The sequence below is a fragment of the Halomonas urmiana genome (assembly GCF_005780185.1).
GTDB classification, from domain to species: Bacteria; Pseudomonadota; Gammaproteobacteria; order Pseudomonadales; family Halomonadaceae; genus Halomonas; species Halomonas urmiana.
Genome location: NZ_VBUI01000001.1, coordinates 230,864 through 251,249, shown reverse-complemented (window position 1 = coordinate 251,249; position 20,386 = coordinate 230,864). Strand labels below are relative to the sequence as shown.

21 protein-coding genes are annotated in these 20,386 nt (G+C 69.7%); 11 read left to right on the top strand and 10 right to left on the bottom strand.

Annotated elements, in window-relative coordinates; translation table 11 throughout:
- Window positions 1-154 precede the first annotated feature (154 nt).
- From rpoZ to FEI13_RS01210, 5 genes are all read left to right on the top strand, one after another.
- On the top strand, window positions 155-418 hold the full coding sequence (rpoZ, locus tag FEI13_RS01230) for a DNA-directed RNA polymerase subunit omega (protein WP_138178850.1): 264 nt from the start codon (window positions 155-157) through the stop codon (window positions 416-418).
- A 72-nt stretch (window positions 419-490) separates the two neighbouring features.
- A complete protein-coding gene (locus FEI13_RS01225) occupies window positions 491-2,626 on the top strand; it encodes a RelA/SpoT family protein (protein ID WP_138178849.1) in 2,136 nt (711 codons plus the stop codon).
- A gap of 92 nt (window positions 2,627-2,718) precedes the next feature.
- Window positions 2,719-3,108 (top strand): RidA family protein, encoded by a 390-nt coding sequence (locus FEI13_RS01220; protein ID WP_138178848.1) that lies wholly within the window; start codon window positions 2,719-2,721, stop codon window positions 3,106-3,108.
- A 21-nt stretch (window positions 3,109-3,129) separates the two neighbouring features.
- A complete protein-coding gene (thpR, locus tag FEI13_RS01215; RefSeq protein ID WP_138178847.1) occupies window positions 3,130-3,672 on the top strand; it encodes an RNA 2',3'-cyclic phosphodiesterase in 543 nt (180 codons plus the stop codon).
- On the top strand, window positions 3,654-4,154 hold the full coding sequence (locus FEI13_RS01210; RefSeq protein ID WP_138178846.1) for an acyloxyacyl hydrolase: 501 nt from the start codon (window positions 3,654-3,656) through the stop codon (window positions 4,152-4,154). Before thpR ends, FEI13_RS01210 begins: the two co-directional genes overlap by 19 nt.
- Before the next feature lie 125 nt (window positions 4,155-4,279).
- Here FEI13_RS01210 and FEI13_RS01205 read toward each other — a convergent pair whose 3' ends face one another.
- Window positions 4,280-5,155 (bottom strand): SDR family oxidoreductase, encoded by an 876-nt coding sequence (locus FEI13_RS01205; RefSeq protein WP_420841546.1) that lies wholly within the window; start codon window positions 5,153-5,155, stop codon window positions 4,280-4,282.
- A 114-nt stretch (window positions 5,156-5,269) separates the two neighbouring features.
- On the opposite strand from FEI13_RS01205, the gene FEI13_RS01200 reads away from it, so the two are divergent.
- Entirely contained in the window at window positions 5,270-6,190 is a 921-nt protein-coding gene (locus FEI13_RS01200; protein WP_138178845.1) for a hydrogen peroxide-inducible genes activator, read from the top strand.
- Window positions 6,187-8,268: an ATP-dependent DNA helicase RecG gene (gene recG / locus FEI13_RS01195; protein WP_138178844.1), complete on the top strand. Its 2,082-nt coding sequence runs from the start codon at window positions 6,187-6,189 to the stop codon at window positions 8,266-8,268. The genes FEI13_RS01200 and recG overlap by 4 nt, the downstream gene beginning before the upstream one ends.
- A 146-nt stretch (window positions 8,269-8,414) precedes the next feature.
- Here recG and FEI13_RS01190 read toward each other — a convergent pair whose 3' ends face one another.
- The 3 genes from FEI13_RS01190 to FEI13_RS01180 all read right to left on the bottom strand — a co-directional run bounded on the left by FEI13_RS01190 (window position 8,415) and on the right by FEI13_RS01180 (window position 10,492).
- On the bottom strand, window positions 8,415-8,771 hold the full coding sequence (locus FEI13_RS01190) for a hypothetical protein (protein WP_138178843.1): 357 nt from the start codon (window positions 8,769-8,771) through the stop codon (window positions 8,415-8,417).
- Window positions 8,772-8,840: 69 nt separating this feature from the next.
- Complete coding sequence (locus FEI13_RS01185; RefSeq protein WP_089851221.1) at window positions 8,841-9,116, bottom strand: HU family DNA-binding protein; 276 nt, start codon at window positions 9,114-9,116, stop codon at window positions 8,841-8,843.
- Window positions 9,117-9,331: 215 nt separating this feature from the next.
- A complete protein-coding gene (locus tag FEI13_RS01180; protein ID WP_138178842.1) occupies window positions 9,332-10,492 on the bottom strand; it encodes an FAD-dependent oxidoreductase in 1,161 nt (386 codons plus the stop codon).
- A 160-nt stretch (window positions 10,493-10,652) separates the two neighbouring features.
- Between FEI13_RS01180 and FEI13_RS01175 the strand changes: the two genes are divergently transcribed.
- From FEI13_RS01175 to phoR, 4 genes are all read left to right on the top strand, one after another.
- Complete coding sequence (locus tag FEI13_RS01175) at window positions 10,653-11,129, top strand: chorismate--pyruvate lyase family protein (protein WP_138178867.1); 477 nt, start codon at window positions 10,653-10,655, stop codon at window positions 11,127-11,129.
- Window positions 11,130-11,165: 36 nt separating this feature from the next.
- The gene (gene ubiA, locus FEI13_RS01170) at window positions 11,166-12,062 is read left to right on the top strand and encodes a 4-hydroxybenzoate octaprenyltransferase (RefSeq protein ID WP_138178841.1); all 897 of its coding nucleotides are present in this window, start codon (window positions 11,166-11,168) and stop codon (window positions 12,060-12,062) included.
- Window positions 12,063-12,149: 87 nt separating this feature from the next.
- Window positions 12,150-12,839, top strand: a complete 690-nt coding sequence (phoB, locus tag FEI13_RS01165; protein ID WP_138178840.1) for a phosphate regulon transcriptional regulator PhoB — start codon at window positions 12,150-12,152, stop codon at window positions 12,837-12,839.
- A 1-nt stretch (window position 12,840) separates the two neighbouring features.
- The gene (gene phoR / locus FEI13_RS01160; RefSeq protein WP_138178839.1) at window positions 12,841-14,154 is read left to right on the top strand and encodes a phosphate regulon sensor histidine kinase PhoR; all 1,314 of its coding nucleotides are present in this window, start codon (window positions 12,841-12,843) and stop codon (window positions 14,152-14,154) included.
- Here the strand turns inward: phoR and cysZ are convergent.
- From cysZ to FEI13_RS01130, 6 genes are all read right to left on the bottom strand, one after another.
- Window positions 14,142-14,894 carry a sulfate transporter CysZ gene (gene cysZ, locus FEI13_RS01155; protein WP_138178838.1) on the bottom strand — a complete coding sequence of 251 codons (753 nt, stop codon included), beginning with the start codon at window positions 14,892-14,894 and terminating at the stop codon, window positions 14,142-14,144. The two genes, phoR and cysZ, sit on opposite strands and share 13 nt — an antisense overlap.
- A gap of 81 nt (window positions 14,895-14,975) precedes the next feature.
- Complete coding sequence (phoU, locus tag FEI13_RS01150; RefSeq protein ID WP_138178837.1) at window positions 14,976-15,704, bottom strand: phosphate signaling complex protein PhoU; 729 nt, start codon at window positions 15,702-15,704, stop codon at window positions 14,976-14,978.
- A 24-nt stretch (window positions 15,705-15,728) separates the two neighbouring features.
- Window positions 15,729-16,547 (bottom strand): phosphate ABC transporter ATP-binding protein PstB, encoded by an 819-nt coding sequence (pstB, locus tag FEI13_RS01145; RefSeq protein WP_138178836.1) that lies wholly within the window; start codon window positions 16,545-16,547, stop codon window positions 15,729-15,731.
- A 32-nt stretch (window positions 16,548-16,579) separates the two neighbouring features.
- Window positions 16,580-18,121, bottom strand: coding sequence for a phosphate ABC transporter permease PstA (pstA, locus tag FEI13_RS01140; RefSeq protein WP_138178835.1), 1,542 nt, complete (start codon window positions 18,119-18,121; stop codon window positions 16,580-16,582).
- Window positions 18,118-19,344, bottom strand: coding sequence for an ABC transporter permease subunit (locus tag FEI13_RS01135; protein ID WP_138178834.1), 1,227 nt, complete (start codon window positions 19,342-19,344; stop codon window positions 18,118-18,120). The genes pstA and FEI13_RS01135 overlap by 4 nt, the downstream gene beginning before the upstream one ends.
- 68 nt (window positions 19,345-19,412) lie before the next feature.
- Entirely contained in the window at window positions 19,413-20,378 is a 966-nt protein-coding gene (locus FEI13_RS01130; RefSeq protein ID WP_138178833.1) for a phosphate ABC transporter substrate-binding protein, read from the bottom strand.
- Window positions 20,379-20,386: the final 8 nt, after the last annotated feature.

Here is a 20,386-nt window from a genome sequence, read left to right as displayed (position 1 = left end):
GCGAGGCATCCGGGCCCTGGCCGAGGCGCTTGTCAGGGCAACCGGGCGTCGAGTAATCTATCCGGTCTACCTGTCGGTGGATATCCCGGGGCGTTTCTGCGCCGCCCGGGCATAGCCCGTCGGTACCTTATTCTTATATTTCAGGAAGGCATCCATGGCACGTGTCACCGTCGAAGACTGTCTCGAAAACGTCGAAAACCGCTTCAAGCTGGTGATGATCTCCACTCACCGTGCCCGTCAGCTGGCCCGCGGCTCCCGTGATGCCCTGCTGCCCTGGGAAAACGACAAGCCCACCGTGATGGCGCTGCGCGAGATCGCCGCCCGCAAGGTCGATTCCAGCGTGCTCGACGAGCCCGTCGAGGCGGCGCCGGTACGCGTGCGCCCCGAGTTCGAGCCGGGCAGCCATCCCGAGGAGTGATCCTGCCCTCTCGACGCAGGAGCGCTTTCCCTCTGTTCGCAGAGCCATCACGCAGCATTCAGGGCGCGCCGCATGTTCACCATCGATGACCTGGCCGATCGACTCGGCGGCTATCTTCCCAAGGACGAGATCCAGCAGGTCAGGCGTGCCTTCTACTATGCCGAACAGGCCCACGACGGACAGCGGCGTCGCTCCGGCGAGCCCTATGTGACCCACCCCCTGGCGGTCGCCAACATCCTCGCCAACATGCACATGGATCACCAGAGCCTGATGGCCGCCATGCTGCACGACGTGATCGAGGACACCGGCATCGCCAAGAAGGCCCTGGCCAGGCAGTTCGGCGAGCCGGTGGCCGAACTGGTCGACGGCGTCTCCAAGCTGACCCAGATCACCTTCGAGGACAAGGCGGTCGCCCAGGCCGAGAACTTCCAGAAGATGGTGCTGGCGATGTCGCGCGACATCCGGGTGATCATCGTCAAGCTCGCCGACCGGCTGCACAACATGCGTACCCTCGGCGCCCTGCGCCCCGAGAAGAAGCGCCGCATCGCCCGCGAGACCCTGGAGATCTACGCCCGCATCGCCAGCCGACTGGGCATCAACACCATCCGCGTCGAGCTCGAGGACCTCTCCTTCCAGGCCCTCTATCCGATGCGCGCCGAGCGCATCAAGCGCGCCGTCTCCAGTGCTCGGGGTCATCGCCGCTCGACGATCCGCCAGCTCCAGACCAGCCTGCAGAAAAGCCTCGACGACGAGGGCCTGACGGGCACGGTAATCGGCCGCCAGAAGCACCTGTTGTCGATCTATCGCAAGATGCGCGACCAGCGGAAGTCCTTCGCCGAGATCATGGACGTGTTCGGGTTTCGCATCATCACCGAGGACGTCGACAGCTGCTATCGCATCCTCGGCGTGGTGCACAACCTCTACAAGCCGGTGCCGGGGCGCTTCAAGGACTACATCGCCATCCCCAAGGCCAACGGCTACCAGAGCCTGCACACCACCCTGTTCGGCCGCGGCGGCATGCCCATCGAGGTGCAGATCCGCACCCGCGAGATGGAGGCCCTGGCCAACAACGGCGTCGCCGCCCACTGGCTCTACAAGGCCGGCCAGACCGATCATCCCATCGCCCAGGGCAGCCATGCCCGGGCCCGCGCCTGGGTCAAGGGCCTGCTGGAGATGCAGCGCCACGCCGGGGACTCGCTGGAGTTCATCGAGCACGTCAAGAACGACCTCTTCCCCGACGATATCTACGTCTTCACGCCCAAGGGCGACATCATGGAGCTGCCCCAGGGCGCCACGGTGATCGACTTCGCCTACAGCGTGCACACCGACATCGGCAACAGCTGCATCGCCTGTCGCATCGACCGCCACCTGGCCCCGCTCTCCACCCGGCTCGAGAGTGGCCAGACCCTGGAGATCATCACTGCTCCCGGGGCGCGGCCCAACCTGGCCTGGCTCAACTTCGTGATCACCGCCAAGGCGCGCTCGGCGATCCGTCACGCCCTCAAGCACCAGCAGCAGACCGAGGCGGTCCAGCTCGGCCGGCGCCTGCTCAACAAGGCCCTGGCCCAGTTCGAGACCAGCCTGGAGGAGCTGCCCGAGGGCGTGCTCGAGCGCCTGCTCGCAGAGCATTCGCTGAAGAGCGAGGCGCCGCTGCTGGAGTCGATCGGGCTCGGCACTCGCGTCGCCCACGTGGTGGCGCGCCGGCTGGTCGGCCTGCTGCAGGGCGAGTCCGGCGTGCCCGCGGGGCAGCCGACGGCGCCTCATCAGCCGATCATGATCAGCGGGGCGGAGGGCATGGTGATCAAGTTCGCCCGCTGCTGCCGACCGCTGCCCGGCGATCCGGTGCTCGGTCATCTCTCGGTGGGCAAGGGCATCGTCGTGCACCGCGCCGAGTGCCGCAACCTGGGCGACCTGCGGGATGATCCCGACAAGCTGTTCGCCCTGGAGTGGTCCCCCGACATCGACGAGGACTTCCCCGCGGCCCTGCGCCTAGAGATGGAGAGCCGCCGAGGCCTGGTGGCGGAGCTCGCCGCCCTGATCACCGACGCCGGCGCCAACATCGAGCGCATCGACATCGAGGAGCGCGACGCGCGGCTGTCGATCGTCAACCTCATCCTCTCGGTCCGCAACCGCGTGCATCTGGCGCGCATCATCAAGCGCCTGCGCAACCTGTCTCACGTGGGACGCATCACCCGACTCGGTAACTGATCCTGCAACGCCCCACCCGTCGCCGACGGCGCGGGTGGGGCGTTGCTTTTCTCGACATGCAGAACACCAATAACGTCACAAGGAGCACCACCATGAGCAACAAGGCCGTGATCAACACCGACCAGGCACCCGCCGCCATCGGCCCCTACTCCCAGGCCATCAAGGCCGGCAATACCGTCTACATCTCCGGTCAGATCCCCCTGGACCCGACCAGCATGGAGATCGTCTCCGACGACTTCGAGGCGCAGGCGCGCCAGGTCTTCGCCAATCTCAAGGCCGTCTGCGAGGAGGCCGCCGGCACCCTGCAGGACGTGGTCAAGGTCAACCTCTACCTAGTCGACCTGGGTCAGTTCGCCGTGGTCAATCAGGTGATGGAGGAGTACTTCAAGGCGCCCTTCCCGGCGCGGGCCGCGGTGGGCGTGAAGGCGCTGCCGAAGGGCGCCCAGGTCGAGGCGGAAGCCGTGCTGGTCATCGGCGACTGATCCTCTCCCTGACCTCCCGGCATGCGCCTCTTCCTGGCCCTGATGCCGCCGCCGGCCCTGCGCCGGCGGCTCGGCGAGCTCGCGGACATCGCCTGGCCCCATTGCGGCGGCCGGCGCGTACCCGACGATAGCCTGCACCTGACCCTGGCCTTTCTCGGCGAGCAGCCGGAACCCCGGGCCACGGAGATCGGCGACTGGCTGGCCCGCCTCACGATCCTGCCGGGGCAGTGGCGGCTGGATCGCTGGGGAGGCTTCCGACGGCCGGGCATCGTCTGGGTCGGCGGAGCCGAGGGCGAAGCGCCCCTGAGGGACCTGCAGTACCAGCTCTGGGATGGCCTGGAGGGGATGGACCTCACGGGACGGCCCAAGCACTTTGCTCCGCACATCACCTTGCTGCGCCGGGCGCCGCGACAGCCGGGCCCCGCGCTGCCGGACGTCTCCCTGACATGGGACTACACTCGGGTTGAGCTAATACAGTCGTTCTTCACCCAGGGAGGCAGCCATTACGTCTCCCTCGCGCGGACGACACTGCCCGAGGAGTCGCCATGCCTCCCAAGCCGCTAGTCTTGCCGTTCGCGGTTTCCGTCGCCCTGCTGGCCTGTGCGCCGGCGAGCGCCGAGCCTAGCCTCGAACTCGGCTCCACCAGCGAGGGCAGTCTCGCCCTGAGCATCGGCGTCGACACCCTGATCGACCTGAGCCACATCCACCCCGCTCTCGATCTGAGGCTCGGCACCGGCCTGCTACTGTTGCCCGGCGATGACGGCGACGACAACGCCGCCTGGCGACTGACACCGGCCCTGCGCTATGCGCTCGGCGAATGGGCCTTCGTCGAGGCGGGCATCGGCGGTGGTCTTTTCATGGAGACGGAACTCGGGAACCGCCGGCTCTCGACGGCCTTCCAGTTCGAGAGCCGCCTGGGAATCGGCGTTCGCCTGGGTCAGGGCAGCGAACTCGGCGCCAGCACGATGCACTACTCCAATGCCCACCTCGGCCGGCCCAACGAGGGCTTCGAGGTCTATTCAATGGTATACCGCCAGGCCCTCTGACCGGTGGCCCGCCCCGTTCCCAGGCTGATCAAGCGTCAGCGCCTCCCCCAGGTCATGGGGAATCATGACCTGGGGGAGGCGCGATCATGCTCGTTTCACCAGCCTACGGCGCCGCCACGTCGGGCTCAGGTGATGGCCGGCAGGAAGCCGCCCTCGCGCAGCACCTGGGCATAGCCCTCGCGAAAGCTCGGATAGCGGAAGCGGTAGCCGCTCTCGAGCAGCCGCGCGTTGTCACACCGCTTGCTGGCGCGGCGACGCAGGGGAGACTGGATGGTCTCGGTGGCCTCGACCTTGAGCTGCCTGGCGAGCCACGCCATCACCTCGTTGAGCGGCGCGGGTTCGCAGTCGCTGCCCAGGTAGAGCGGCTCGAGCGATTCGCCGGCGAGCGACAGGCCGATCAGGTGTGCCAGCACCCCGGCGCAGTCGTCGCGGTGGATGCGATTGGAATACATGACGGGGCTCGCCGGGGCGATGCGTCCCTCGCCGACCTGGCGGATCAGGCGGTCGCGGCCGGGACCGTAGACCCCCGAGAAGCGCACCACCGTGCCGGGCAGGTCGTGGTCGATCAGCGCCTGCTCGGCCTCGCACATCAGGCTGCCCGAGAATCCGGACGGCTCGGCGGGGCTGGTCTCGTCGACCACTTCGCCGTCGCGCTGGGCATAGACACTGGTCGATGAGACGAAGAAGACCCGCCGCGGCGGTCGGTCGCGGCCGGCGAACTCCTGGAGCACGGCCTTCAAGCCGTCGGGATAGGCGGCGCGATAGGCCCCCTCGTCGAAGCGATCGGCGCTGACCACGTAGACCAGGGTGTTGGCGTCAGGCAGCCCGGGAAGGGTGGCCGGGTCGGCGAGGTCGACCGCCACGGCCTCGAGGCCGCTGCCGTCGAGCGCCTGGGGATGGCGGCGCGCCCCGACCACGCGGTGACCCGCCTCGAGCAGCTCGTTCCCCAGCGCCATACCGATGTCGCCGCAACCGAGAATCAGTGTCGTCGTCTTCTTCACCTTTTCTTCACCCCCTGATAAAAAGTCCCTATTGGCATTATTGTGTCCCATCCTATCGGTCATGATCGCCTTCGACCGTCACCCGCTTTAGAAGAGGATGCCTGCCGGCACCACATGACTCTAACAGAACTCCGCTATATCGTGACACTGGCCCAGGAGCGCCACTTTGGACGCGCCGCGGAGCGCTGCTTCGTCTCCCAACCGACCCTGTCGGTAGCCGTCAAGAAGCTCGAGGAGGAACTCGGCGTGGCGCTGTTCGAGCGTTCGAAATCCACCGTGCAGGTCACCCCGATGGGGGAGCGGATCGTTGAACAGGCCCAGCGCGTTCTCGAACAGAGCAGCGTGATCAAGGAGCTGGCCACGGCCGGCCGCGACCAGCTGGCGAGCCCTCTGCGCATCGGCGCCATCTACACCATCGGCCCCTACCTCTTTCCGTACCTGATCCCGGAACTCTCCCGGCAGGCCTCCCAGATGCCGCTCTACATCGAGGAGGGTTTCACCGGCAACCTGCGCCGCAAGCTCAGGAGCGGCGAGCTCGATGCGATCATCATCGCGCTGCCCTTCACCGAGACCGACGTGGTCACCAAGCCGCTCTACGAGGAGGCCTTCGAGGTACTGCTGCCGGCCGATCACCGCTGGGCCGAACGCGAGAGCATCGACAAGGAGGACCTGCTGGAGGAGCGCCTGCTACTGCTCGGCGAGGGTCACTGCTTCCGCGACCAGATCCTCGAGGCCTGCCCGGCCATCAGCCACCAGCTCAACAGCCCCTCCAACACCCTCACCGCCGAGGGGGGGTCGCTGGAGACCATCCGCCACATGGTGGCCTCGAAGCTCGGCATCACCGTGCTGCCGCGCTCGGCCATCGGCACTGGGCACTACGAGAGCGGCATGCTGATCAGCCGTCCCTTCACCGCCCCGGCGCCCGCGCGCACCGTGGCGATCGCCTGGCGCGCCAGCTTTCCGCGGCCCCGGGCCATCGATGCCGTCACCGAGGCCATCGCGCACTGCCGTCAGGCCGAGCTCGACCCGGCATGAGCGAGCTCGATGCCCCCGTCACGGACCTCAAGGGCGTCGGCGAGGCGCTGGCCGGCAAGCTCGCCCGGCTGGGCATCGAACGCGTCACCGACCTGCTGTTCCACCTGCCGCTACGCTATCAGGACCGCACCCGCATCACGCCCATCGCCACCCTGAGCGCCGGTCATGAGGCGGTGGTCGAGGGCGAAGTGGTGGCCGGCGAAGTGGTACACGGACGGCGGCGCAGCCTGCTGGTGCGCCTGCGCGATGGCTCCGGCATCCTCAGCCTGCGCTTCTTCCACTTTTCTCCCGCCCAACAGCAGCAGTTCCAGGCCGGGGCCCGGATACGCGCCTTCGGCGAGGCCCGCGCCGGTGCCACCGGGCTCGAACTCTACCACCCGGAGTATCGCCTGCTGGGCGGCGGCGACGCTCCGGTGGAAGACCACCTGACGCCCATCTACCCGGCCACCGAGGGGCTGCACCAGACCCGCCTGCGGGCGCTGATCGACCAGGCCCTGGCGCGCCTGGACGCCGCCCCCGACGCCCTGCCGGACGGCATTCCCGAGCCGCTGCGCCAACGTTTCGGCCTGCCCGCGCTGCACCACTGCCTGGACACCCTGCATCGGCCGCCGCCGGAGGCCGACCCGGAACAGCTGGCCGGCGGGCACCACCCCGCCCGTCGCCGCCTGGCCCTGGAGGAGCTGCTGGCGCATCGGCTCAGCCTCCAGGAGGTGCGCCAGCGCATCCAGGAGGACGGCGCCCCGGCGCTGCATGGCGGACGCAGCCTGCAGGCCCGCTTCCTGACCCAGCTGCCCTTCTCGCTGACCGGCGCCCAGCGGCGGGTGCTCGACGAGCTCGCCGCCGACCTGGCCCGGGAAGTGCCGATGCTGCGTCTCGTGCAGGGCGACGTGGGCTCGGGCAAGACGGTGGTCGCCGCCATGGCGGCGCTCTCGGCCATCATCGCCGACTGCCAGGCGGCGATGATGGCCCCCACCGAGATCCTCGCCGAGCAGCACTACCGCACCTTCAGCGCCTGGTTCGAGCCGCTGGGCATCGAGGTGGCCTGGCTCTCGGGCAAGCTCAAGGGCAAGGCGCGCCTGGACACCAAGGCGGCGATCCAGGATGGCCGGGCACGCATGGTGGTGGGCACCCACGCGCTCTTCCAGGGCGACGTGCACTTCCAGCGCTTGGGGCTCGCCATCATCGACGAGCAGCACCGCTTCGGCGTCCACCAGCGCCTGGCGCTGCGCGAGAAGGGCGAGGCCGGCGGCCTCACGCCCCACCAGCTGGTGATGACTGCCACGCCGATCCCGCGCACCCTGGCGATGAGCGCCTACGCCGACCTGGACGTCTCGGTCATCGACGAGCTGCCCCCTGGCCGTACCCCGGTGAAGACGGTGGTGATGCCCGACGAGCGCCGCCCCGAGGTGATGGCGCGTATCCGCCACGCCTGCGCCGAGGGGCGCCAGGCCTACTGGGTCTGCACGCTGATCGAGGAGTCCGAGGCGCTGCAGTGCCAGGCCGCCGAGGCGACCCGGGACGAGCTCACCGAGACCCTGCCGGAGCTCGCCATCGACCTGGTCCACGGGCGCATGAAGCCCGCCGACAAGGCCGAGGTGATGGAGCGCTTCAAGGCCGGCGAGCTGGACCTGCTGGTGGCCACTACGGTGATCGAGGTAGGGGTCGACGTGCCCAACGCCAGCCTGATGATCATCGAGAACCCCGAGCGGCTGGGGCTCTCGCAGCTGCACCAGCTGCGCGGCCGGGTCGGGCGCGGGGCCGTGGAGAGCTTCTGCGTGCTGCTCTACCATCCGCCGCTCTCGGCCCACTCCCGGGAGCGGCTGGCGGTGATGCGCGAGACCACCGACGGCTTTCGCATCGCCGAGAAGGACCTGGAGATCCGCGGGCCCGGCGAGGTGCTGGGCACCCGCCAGACGGGTCTCGCGCAGATGAAGATCGCCGACCTGGAGCGCGATGCCGACCTGCTGGAGCGCGTCGCTCCCCTCGCCGAGGCCCTGCTGGCGCAGCACCCCGAGGCCAGCCGACCACTGATCCGCCGCTGGCTGGGCGAGGAAGCGGGGCGCTACGGGCAGGTGTAACGGCGCCAAGCGGCCAAGCGGCCAAGCGGCCAAGCGGCCAAGCGGCCAAGCGGCCAAGCGGCCAAGCGGCCACACAGTGTAGGGCAACGGGACAGGCGACAAGGGGGTTGCTTGTAGCTCGGCGCTCGGCGCTTTCAGCTCGGTGCTTACAAGTGCTTGAGCAGGCGTTGCAGCTTCTTGAGGTCGCCGGAGTCGCCGACCAGACGCACGGTGCCGGCCATCATGCCGTCGAGGAAGGCCTGCTGGGTAGGCGTCTTGAGGACCCGCAGCGCCGTGGCCTCGTCCACGAAGCGCAGCTCGAGGTCGAGATCCACCGGCAGGCCCTGGCCCGCGCGGATGCCACCGGGCGACATGCGGTAGTGCCGGGCGATGGACAGATCCTCGGTGGCGATGCCCCAGTCCAATCCGCGCATCTCGCCCAGCAGTTCACGGAACCGCGCCTTGCGGCGCAGGGCGCGCTTGAGCATCAGCCCGAGCAGCCACAGCATCAGTCGCAGCTTCATATCGGCTCCGGAACCGGAGAAAAGAAAGGGAAGCGTCACGCGGCCCGCGGGTGAGCGGGCCGCAGCGCCTTACTTGCCGACGGCGTCCTTGAGGCCCTTGCCTGGCTTGAAGGCGACGGTCTTGCTGGCCGGAATGGTCAGCGGCTTGCCGGTCTGGGGATTCTTGCCGGTGCGCGCGGCACGCTCGCGCACGGTAAAGGTACCGAAGCCGATCAGCGAAACGTCCTGTCCCTGAGACACGCTCCCGGTGATCTCGTCGAGGATGACGTTGAGCACCTGGCTGGCCTTGTCCTTGGATAGATCCGCACGCTCGGCAATCGCCGCGGCGAGTTCTGGCTTGCGCATACAGCCCTCCTGATATTGGCATCGAAATGCCGGCATTCGTCGCCGACTGGATGATTATTTCATACGCCCCGTCAGCGCATCACGCGCCTGGGCTCCATCGTGCTCATGACGATGGCGCAGCGATCCTCTCCGCGGGATGCGATGCGCATCGCGCGATCGGCAATGCCGCCGGCGCCGCGACCCGATGACCGCGAGCGGCCCGATGGTTGACGAGCCTAGCCTAGCAACGGCGGCGCGGCTCGCGCCAGTTCGACTTTCCGACGCACTGAGCGCCCTGTCAACGCAAAGCCGACCAGCCGGCCCTCCTCGTCCTCGGCCAGCGCCGTCAGGTCACGGCCCTCGCCCTCGAGGCGCCAGCGCGCCGGCGGGCGGGCGGGGGGCAGCGCGACCACCGGCAGCAGGGGCGTCTTGACCAGCACCGGCCAGGGACCGTAGGCCACCGGGGTGGGGGTGCCGGTCAGGGTTCGCGCCAGGGCCTTGGCGCTGGCCAGCAGCGGCTGGACGTACATGGCGCTGACCCCGTCGACGCAGACCACGTCGCCCAGGGCATGGATGCCGGGCGCCGAGGTGGCCAGCCGGCGATCGGTGTGGATGCCCCTCTGGCTGACCGTGAGCCCGGCCGATGCGGCGAGCGCGGTGCGCGGCCGGAGCCCTGTGGCCACCAGCACCAGGTCCGCCGAGACCGACGCGCCATCGTCGAGGCCCACCGCGACCCCCTCACCCTCGCCCTCGAGCCGGGCCAGGGTGCGGCCGGTGTGCAGGCGCATGCCGGCCTCGCGGAAGGCCTCGCCCAAGGCGTGGCCCAGGGCCTCGGGAATCAGTCGCGGCAGGGGCGCCGGTTCCGGGGCCACCAGCTCCACCGCGTGCCCCCCCGCGGCGAGGTCGTTGGCGAACTCGCAGCCCACGAGGCCGATGCCGATGACCGCCACCCGTGCCGGCCGGCCGAGCGCCTCCAGGGCCGCATGGAAGGCGCGGTAGTCGTCCAGGTCGTTGACGCTTAAGACGCGCTCGGCGACGGCCTCGGACACCGTGAAGGGCCACGCCGGCGCCGCGCCGGTGGCCAGCACCAACTCGCTCCAGGGCAGGGTCTCGGCGCCGATCGTCAGGGTCCGGGCCGCGGGGTGGATCGCCTCGACCCGGGCCCGGGTTCGCACCACGACGTCGAGCTCGTCGGCCACTTCGAGGGCCGAGCGCGCCGCCAGGCGCGACGGCGGCAGGCGCTTGGCGAAGCCAGTGGAGAGCAGCGGCTTGGAGTAGTCGTCGCCGCTGTCGGCGGTGATCAGGGTCATCGGTCGCGCGGGGTCGAGCTGGCGCAGCTGACGTAGCAGTCCGAGACCCGCCATGCCGGAGCCGACGATGGTCAGGGGGGCGGTCATGGAACTCCTCGAGTCGGGGGCCCGGGCGGCCCATCACGAAAAAGCGTGTCGATCCAACATGGTACACTAGCCGCCCTCGAAATCGACGCGGAGAGACACGGTGAGCAACGGCTCGGCACGCGATCCACGCTGGCGTCCCCTGGCGGCGGCACGTCCCGCCATGAGTCCCGACTGGTGGCGTTGGGTGGCGTCCCGCGACTCGCTCACCGCCCGGCTGATCGCCGCCGGGGGCCCGCGCGCCTTCCGGGTCCGCCTGCTCGATCAGCGCCTCGGCCGCCCCCACCGCGACGAGGCCCTGGCCCTGGGGCTGCCCCAGAGGCGACTGGCCTGGCTGCGCGAGGTGGCGCTCTGCCTGGACGAGCGCCCCTGGGTCATGGCCCGCTCGGTGGTGCCCCTGGACGGGCTCCACGGCCAGCGCCTCGACCGGCTGGGCGAGCGCTCCCTGGGCCACTGGCTATTCCGCCAGCCCGACCTGGTCCGCGGGCCCCTGGAGGTCACCGCCGACCCGCTGCCCTTCCAGGCCGCCGATGGCCCCTGGGCGCGCCGCTCGGTGTTTCGCCATCGGCGCTTCGCCGTGCTGGTCCAGGAGTCCTTCCTTGCGACCATGATGGATGACCTCGAGCTCCCTTCACGCTAGGCTCTGCCGGCACGTCTTCATAAGTGAGAGACCCAGATGGATCGATCCCTGATGCGCCCCAAGGGACTTGCCCGGCTGCCCGACTTCCTGCACCTAACCCGGCTGGACCGCCCCATCGGCACCTGGCTGCTGATGTGGCCCACTCTGTGGGCGCTGTGGGTCGCCGCCGAGGGGCTGCCCGGCCGCCGGGTGCTGCTGATCTTCATCGCCGGGGTCTACCTGATGCGCGCCGCCGGCTGCGTGGTCAACGACTACGCCGACCGCCACCTCGACGGCCACGTCAAGCGCACCAAAAACCGCCCCCTGGCCACCGGACGCATCGCCGAGGGGGAGGCCCAGGGGCTCTTCGCGATCCTGGTGATGGCCGCCTTCGTGCTGGTCTGCTTCACCAACCTCTTCACGGTGATGCTCTCGGTGGTGGGCGTAGTGCTGGCCGCCCTCTACCCCTTCATGAAGCGCTATACCCACCTGCCCCAGGCGTTTCTCGGCGTGGCCTTCTCCTGGGCGATCCCCATGGCCTTCGGGGCGGTGCTGGGCACGGTGCCGCCGGTGGCCTGGCTGCTGTTCGCCGCCAACGTGGCCTGGACGGTGGCCTACGACACCGAGTACGCCATGGTCGATCGCGACGACGACCTGCGGATCGGCATCAAGTCCACCGCAGTGCTGTTCGGCCGCGCCGACCGGCTAATGATCGGCTTGCTGCAGGGCCTGACCCTGGCGCTGCTGGCCTGGGCCGGGGGGCTGCTCGGCCTCGGCGGCTTCTTCTGGGTGGGGCTCGCGGCCATGGCGGCGACCTTCGTGCACCAGCAGCGGCTGATCCGCGAGCGCGATCGGGAGCGCTGCTTCCAGGCCTTCCTCAACAATCACTGGTCGGGGCTGGTGGCCTTCGCCGGTATCGCCCTCTCGCTGTGGCCGGCGGGGCCGGGCGGCTGAGCGGGCGACAGGCCCCGGGTGTCACGCTATTGTCATCATGACGTGTTGTCATCGTCATCGACCTGCCATAGACCATGAGGCTTCGGGATGAGCGCCAAGACCATACTGATCGTCGACGATGAGGCGCCGATCCGCGAGATGATCGCGGTGGCGCTGGAGATGGCCGACTATCGCGTCCTCGAGGCGGACAGTGCCCAGGCGGCCCACGCCATGGTGGTCGATCACCAGCCCGATCTGGTGCTGCTCGACTGGATGATGCCCGGCACCAGCGGCATCGAACTGGCCCGCCGCCTCAAGCGTGACGAGGCCACCGCGGAACTGCCGATCATCATGCTCACCGCCAAGGGCGAGGAGGACAACAAGATCCAGGGGCTCGAAGCCGGGGCCGACGACTACATCACCAAGCCCTTCTCGCCGCGGGAGCTGGTGGCGCGCCTCAAGGCCGTGCTGCGCCGCGCCACCCCCCAGGGCATCGAGGACGCGGTGGAGATCGACGGCCTGGTGCTCGACCCGGTCAGCCATCGGGTCAGCGTCGACGGCCAGTCGCTTGAGATGGGGCCCACCGAGTACCGCCTGCTGCAGTTCTTCATGACCCATCAGGAACGCGCCTACACCCGCGGCCAGCTGCTCGACCAGGTGTGGGGCGGCAACGTCTATGTCGAGGAGCGCACCGTGGACGTACACATCCGCCGCCTGCGCAAGGCGCTGGGCGAGCCCCACCAGCAGCTGATCCAGACCGTCCGTGGCACCGGTTACCGGTTCTCCGCCAAGGGCTGACGTGGGTCGCCTGTGGAAACGCGAGGGCGGGCGCCTGGCGGCCCTGGTCGCCGCCGGCGCCTTGCTCGGCTGGCCCTTCGGCGCCATCCCGACCGGCATCGCCGCCGGCCTCGCACTCTGTCTGGCCTTCCACCTGCGCCAGCTCCACGCCCTCTACCAGTGGCTGACCCACCGCCCCCAGGAGGAGCCGCCCGCCGCCAGCGGCCTGTGGGGCGAGCTCTTCGATCGCCTCTATCGCTACCAGAAGAGCCAGCGCCTCACCCAGCAGCGCCTGCGCGCGACCCTGCAACGCATCCAGGAGTCCTCGGAGGCGATGCGCGACAGCGTGGTGATGCTCGACCGCCACGGCGACCTAGAGTGGTGGAACAGCGCCGCTGAGCAGATGCTCGGTTTCCAGCCCCACCAGGACCGCGGCCAGCACATCACCAACCTGCTGCGCGACCCGCGCTTCGTCGACTACTTCCACGGCCGCGACTACCGGGAACCGCTGACCCTCGCCTCGCCCATCGACGAGTCGCAGATCCTGCAGTTCCAGATCACCCTCTATGGCGACGACGAGCGCCTGGTGATGGCGCGCGACATCACCCGCCTGCATCGCCTGGAGCAGATGCGCCGCGACTTCGTGGCCAACGTCTCCCACGAGCTGCGCACGCCGCTGACGGTGCTGGCCGGCTACCTGGAGACCTACACGGACATGGCCGATCAGCTGCCGATCCGGCTGGGCCGCGGACTGTCGGCGATGCAGGCGCAGACCGAGCGCATGCAGAACCTGGTCGACGATCTGCTGCTGCTGTCGCGCCTGGAGATCGACCGAGGCGGCCGGCACGATGGCCCGCTCGACATGGCGACGCTACTCGAGGCGGTGCGCCGCGATGCCGACGCGCTCTCCGGCGGGCGTCACGTCATCTCGGTGGAGGACGAGGCACCCAAGACCCTGATCGGCAACGAGAAGGAGGTTCGCAGCGCGCTCTCCAACCTGGCCTTCAACGCCGTGCGCTACTCAGGCGACGGCTGTCATATCGTGCTGCGCTGGCGGGCCCAGGGGGACGGTGCCTGCCTCGAGGTGCAGGACGACGGCGAGGGCATCGACCCGGTGCACCTGCCGCGCCTCACCGAGCGCTTCTACCGGGTCGACAAGGGCCGCAGCACCGCCACCGGCGGCACCGGCCTGGGCCTGGCCATCGTCAAGCACGTCCTGCTGCGCCACGACGCCCGGCTGGAGATCGACTCGCGTCCCGGCCGCGGCGCCACCTTCCGCTGCCGCTTCCCCGCCGAGCGCCTGCGCGACACGATCGAGAACGCTCAGCGCGCCTGAGGCGGCCCGCCAGGTGCCGCGCCGGCCTCAATGCCCCGGTAGTGGCGCTCCCACATCAGCACCGCGGCGGCCACGGCACCGGGCAGCAGGAAGAGGTTGGCCAGCGGCAGCCAGGTGATCAGGGTCACCCAGCCGCCGTAGGTCAGGGTCGGCCAGCGGCGCGCGGCGAGCCGGGCGCGCATGTCGCGAAAGCTGACCTTGTTGTTGTCCATCGGGTAGTCGAGGTAGGTGATCGCCATGATCCAGGCCGTGAAGGCCGCCCACAGCAGGGGCGCGATCAGGTTGAGCACCGGGATCCAGCTCAGCACGAAGAGCAGCGCCATGCGCGGCAGGATATAAGCCAGCTTGACCAGTTCGCGAGCCATGGCGTCCACGGCGGTCTTCGTAAGGCCCCGGTCGTCCAGCGGGGGCCGCCCGGTCACCTCGACCTCCACCCGCGCCGCCAGGAAGCCGTAGAAGGGCGCGGCGATCAGGTGGGTCACCAGGGTGAAGGTGAAGAAGACGATCAGCACCAGGCTCACCACGAACAGTGGCCAGATCAGCCATGAGAGCCAGGAGAGCCACTCGGGCACCATCGCCATCCAGCCGTCGAGCCAGCCGCCGAAGTGGCCCAGCACGTAGCCGAGCATGGTGCCGTAGACCAGCAGGTTGACGAGTATCGGCAGGAATACGTAGCGGCGCAGGCCGGGGGAGTAGACCAGGCGGGTGCCGCGGGTCAGCGCGGTGAAGGCATCGAGCATCCGGACAGTCCTCATCATCACGTAAAGGCCGCCGCCCGAGGGGCGGCGGCCTGCGCATTGAGGGTCAAGCGAGCCGCGCGGTCAAGGATTGCGCTCGAACATGTCCTTGTCGAGGTCCTCGGGATCGGTATGGCGGATATCGAGTCCCTTGACCAGGTAAACGACGTACTCGGCCAGGTTGTTGGCGTGGTCGCCGATGCGCTCCAGGGCGCGCAGGATCCACATCACGCTGAGCACCGGCGAGATCGAGCGGGCGTCCTCCATCATGAAGGTCATCAGCGAGCGCATGGCGCTGCCGTACTCGTTGTCGACCTCGTCGTCCTCGTGGACCAGCTTCAGCGCCAGCTCGGTATCCAGGCGCGCGAAGGAGGTCAGGGCATCGCGCACCATGCGGCGCACGTGCTCGCTAATCATGCGCACCTCGACGAAGCCGCGGTTGCCGCTATCGGACTCGATCAGGTCGATGGCGTTGCGCGCGATCTTGCTCGCCTCGTCGCCGATGCGCTCCAGGTCGGAGGCGGCGCGGATCACCGCCAGCACCAGGCGCAGGTCCGAGGCGGTGGGCTGGCGCCGCGCCAGCACCTGGGTGCACTCCTCGTCGATCTTGATCTGCATGTCGTTGACGGCGCGATCGTTGTCGACCACCCGCTGGCCGAGCTCCGAGTCGCGGTCGAGCAGCGCGCCCACGGCGTCCTGGACCTGCTTCTCGACCAGGCCGCCCATGGCCATCAGGTGCGTCTTGAGCTCGTCGAGCTCCTGGTTGAACTGCCGCGAGATATGCTGGCTGTGGATATCGCTGGTAATGTCCATGGAATCTCTCCTTGGGGCCGGCCGTCAGGCCATGCGCCCGGTGATGTAGTTCTCGGTACGCGCCAGGCGCGGATTGGTGAACAGGGTGTCGGTGGGCGCGTACTCGACCAGCTCCCCCTGCTGCAGGAAGGCGGTGTAGTCGGAGACTCGCGCCGCCTGCTGCATGTTGTGGGTGACCAGCACCAGGGTCAGGTGCGACTTCAGGTTGCGGATCAACTCCTCGATCTTCAGCGTCGAGATCGGGTCGAGCGCCGAGGCCGGCTCGTCGAGCAGCAGCACCTCGGGGCCCACCGCCAGGGTCCGGGCGATCACCAGGCGCTGCTGCTGGCCGCCGGAGAGCGACCAGGCCGAGGCGCGCAGCCGATCCTTCACCTCGTCCCACAGCGCCGCCGAACGCAGCGCCCACTCGATGATGTCGTCACGCTTGCGCTTGCTCAGCCCGCCCTGCAGGCGCAGCCCGAAGGCCACGTTGTCGTGGATCGACATCGGGAAGGGGTTCGGCGACTGGAACACCATGCCCACCCGTCGCCGTAGCTCCGCCACCGACACCTCGGGGGCATGGATGTCCTCCCCCTCGAGCATCACCTCGCCCTCGCGCACCACCTCGTCGTTGAGATCGTGGAGGCGATTGAGCACCCGCAGCAGGGTCGACTTGCCACAGCCCGAGGGGCCGATGAAGGCGGTGACGCGATGCCGTGGCACCCTCAGCGTGAGGTTGTTGAGCGCCGACTTGTCGCCATAGGCGAGACTCAGCCCCCGGATGGCCAGGCTGCTGGCCTCGGGGGGAAAGTCGATGATCGCCGCCGAGTCGGGCGACGATCGCTGTTCCTTCACGAGTGGCATCGAGACTCCCGGGTGGCGCCACGCTTGAGGGCTCATCGACGCGTGAGCGCCCCGTGACGCGTACTCAGATGATGACGCAGAAATATTGCGGTCAGGTTAAGCACCAGGATCACCAGCACCAGCAGCAGCGCCGTGGCATAGACCAGCGGCATCGCGGCCTGGACATCGCCGCCGTGGAAGGCGGCATCGAAGATGTGATAGCCCAGGTGCATGAACTTCCTTTCAAGATGCAGGAAGGGAAAGTCGCCGTCCACCGGCACCTGGGGCGCCAGCTTGGCGACCCCCACCAGCATCAGCGGCGCGACCTCGCCGGCGGCCCGGGCCACGGCGAGGATCACCCCGGTGAGCATGGCCGGGGCGGCCATCGGTAGCACCACCCGGGAGAGCATCTCCAGCCGGGTCGCGCCCAGCGCCAGGGCGCCCTCACGCTGCTGGTCGGGAATCCGCGCCAGCCCCTCCTCGGTGGCCACGATCACCACCGGCAGGGTCAGCAGCGCCAAGGTCAGGGAGGCCCACAGCAGCCCGCCGGTGCCGAAGGTCGGTGAGGGCAGGGACGCCTCGAAGAACCAGCTGTCCAGACGACCGCCGATGCCGTAGACGAAGACCCCGAGGCCGAAGACGCCGTAGACGATGGAGGGCACTCCGGCGAGGTTGCGCACGGCGATGCGCACCAGCCGCGTCAACCGCCCCTGGTGGGCCACCTCGTTAAGATAGATCGCCGCCAGCACGCCGAAGGGCGTCACCAGGATCGACATCAGCATGACCATCAGCACGGTGCCGAAGATCGCCGGCCAGACGCCGCCGGCGGTGTTGGCCGCCCGCGGTCCCTCGGAGAGGAAGCGCCAGACGCCCTCGCCCCAGGCGACGAGCTTGTCGAGGGGCGACATGGCATTGGGGCGACGCGCACCGAGCAGCTGTTCCAGCGGCACCGCGAGCCCTTCTCCGTCAGCGGTCGCCAGAATCAGGCGCCCGCCCGCCATGGCCGACTGCAGCTCGCGCAGCCGGGCGTGGGCCGCCTTAAGCTCGCGTGCCGCCGTCTCGTCGTTTCGCCCGGCGAGCGGCAGGATCACCTCCTCGCGCAGGCGGTCCCGGGCGTCGCGCAGCGTGCCGAGCTCGGCCAGGCGTGCCTCGAGGGCCGGCCAGGCGGCCTCCCCCTCGATCCGCTCACCGCTGGCGCCCTGAAACGCCGACAGCCGGCCGATCGCCTGCCCCCAGCGACGGCGCTCCACCACCACCAGATCCGCGGGATGGCTGACCGCCTCGATGGCCGAGAGCCTCACCCAGGCCCAGCGCCCGCCCTCCAGGTCTTGGTTGCCGATGCGATAGAGCCGCTCGAGGCCGTCGCCGCCGGCGTGCGGCACCTCGCGGACCCGCTCGCCGGCGAGCTGCCGGCCACCCTCGAGCTCGACGAGCTCCACGGGCGATGGCCAGAAGTGCCCCAAGCCACGCACGGTCAGCAGTGCCAGCAGCGCCAGCAATGCCAGCAGCGAGAGCGCCACGCTACCCGCGGCGAGCCAGGCCCCGGCGCCTTCGCCACGGGGCAGGCGCAGCCGGCGAGAAGGTTCTGCCTTCATGATCCGCCTCCCAGCCGCCGATAGCGCCGGCGCAGCCGCGTACGCACCAGCTCGGCCAGGGTATTGACCAGAAAGGTGAAGACGAACAGCGCCAGGGCCGCCAGCAGCAGCAACTGATAGTGCACGCCCCCGGGGCCGGCCTCCGGCAGCTCGATGGCGATGGTCGCCGCCAGGGAGCGCAGGCCGTCGAGGGGATTGAGGGTCATCAGGGCGGCATTGCCACTGGCCATCAGCACGATCATGGTCTCGCCCACGGCCCGCCCGGCACCGATCATCACCGCCGAGAAGATGCCCGGCGACGCCGCGGGCAGCACCACCCTCCAGAGAGTCTGCCAGCGGGTCGCCCCCAGCGCCTGGGCGCCCTCCGCCAGGCTCGCCGGCACCCCCGAGAGGGCATCCTCGGCGAGCGCATAGATACTCGGCATCACGGCGAAACCCATGGCCGCGCCGACGATCAAGGCATTGCGCACGGCGATATCGAGCCCCAGGCGCAGCTCCAGGAAGCGGCGCAGGTCGCCGTCGAACGCCAGCGCCTCGAGCCAGGGGGCGAGCCACACGGACGCGGCCAGCACCAGCGCCAACCAGGGCACCAGCCACAGCCCGGCCCAGCCCAGCGGCAGCGCCTCGCGCCAGCGAGCGGGAAGCCGCGAGCGCAGCCCGCCGGCCAGCAGCAGCCCCGGCACCAGTAGCACCAGGCAGGCGACGACCTCGGCCAGATGACGCTCGACCCAGGGCGCCAGCACCAGGCCGGCGACGAAGCCGACGACCACGCCCGGCAGCGCCTCCATCAGCTCCAGTGTCGGCTTCAGGCGGCTGCGCAGGCGCCGGGACATGAACAGCGAGGAGTGGGCCGCCGCCCCCAGCGCCAGGGGCACGGCGATCGCGAGCGCCCAGGCCGCCGCCTCCAGGGTGCCCCAGGCCAGCGGCACCAGGCTGATCCGCGGCGCCTCGCCTGAGGTCAGTGTGGCCGTGGGCGCCCAGCGATGGCGGGTGGCGTCCTCGGCGGCCGTCTCACCGCCCCCCCAGAGCGCCTCGGCGTGGATCGCACTCGCCTCCCCCGACGGCCAGAACAGCGGCACCACCTCCACCGCCAGGAAGAGCCCGATGGCCAGCAGCGCGGCGATTACGCCGATGCCCCCCGCGGTGATCAGCGCGGTGGCCAGGCGATCGCGCCCCTGACGCAGGCGGCGTCGCACGGCAGTCGGCGGGGGGGAGTCGAGCATGACCGGACCTGTGGAAAACGAGGGCTAAAGTAAGAGTACGACAGGGTGATGACAGGCGGATGACAGCCTCAGCCGCCGTCATCCAGCGCCAGCGCGCGGCGCTGGCGTCGTCGCTGCGCCTCGGGCAGGGCAACGAAGCCGAGCTCCTCGACGACGGCCTGCCCGGCGGGAGACAACACCAGGTCGAGGAAGGCGCGCTCGGGGGCCGGCAGCGCCTCGCCGGGAGGCACGTTGAGATAGAGATAGAGGTCGCGCGACAGGGCATACTCGCCGCGTCGCACCGCTTCGGGGTCAGGGGCGCGAAGCGTCCCGTCATCGATGCGATGGGCCAGCGCCTTGACGCCCGACGTGAGGTGATTGAGGCCGGCGTAGCCGATGGACCGCGGGTCCTCGGCCACCGCCGCCACCACCGCGGCCGAGCCGGGGTGTTCGTTGACGGCCGGACGGAAGAGCCCACTGCAGAGCGCGACCCGCCGGAACAGCGCCTGAGTGCCGGAGGCGGCGTTGCGGCCGTGGAGGCGGATACGCCCCTCGGGCCAATCGACCCCCAGCGCCTGCCAGTCGCGGATCGCGGCCGGCGCCCCGCAGCGCCGCGTGTCGGAGAAGACGGCATCCAGCTCGCGGCGCCCGAGACCCGCGAGGGGGTTGTGACGGTGCACCACCACCACCAGGGCGTCGCGGGCCACCGTGAGCTCACGCGGCGGATAGCCGTGACGCGCGACGAAGGCGTGGCGCTCGGCGTCGCTCATGGGGCGCGACATCGGCCCCAGCCGGGTGGTCCCGGCCACCAGCGCCGGCGGGGCACTGGCCGAGCCGCTGGCCTGCAGCTGCAGCCGAATGCCGGGATGGCGGCGCACCAGGGCTTCCCCCCAGCGCAGCATCAGCCCCGCCATGGTATCGGAGCCCATCGTCCCTAGGGTCCCGACGATCGCCTCTCCCCGATCACGATCATCGGCCTGCGCCTGAGCCAGGGGCACGCAGAACGCGATCAGCAACAGCCAGTGAATCAGACGGCGGAACGGGACGACGGACATGGCGGCTC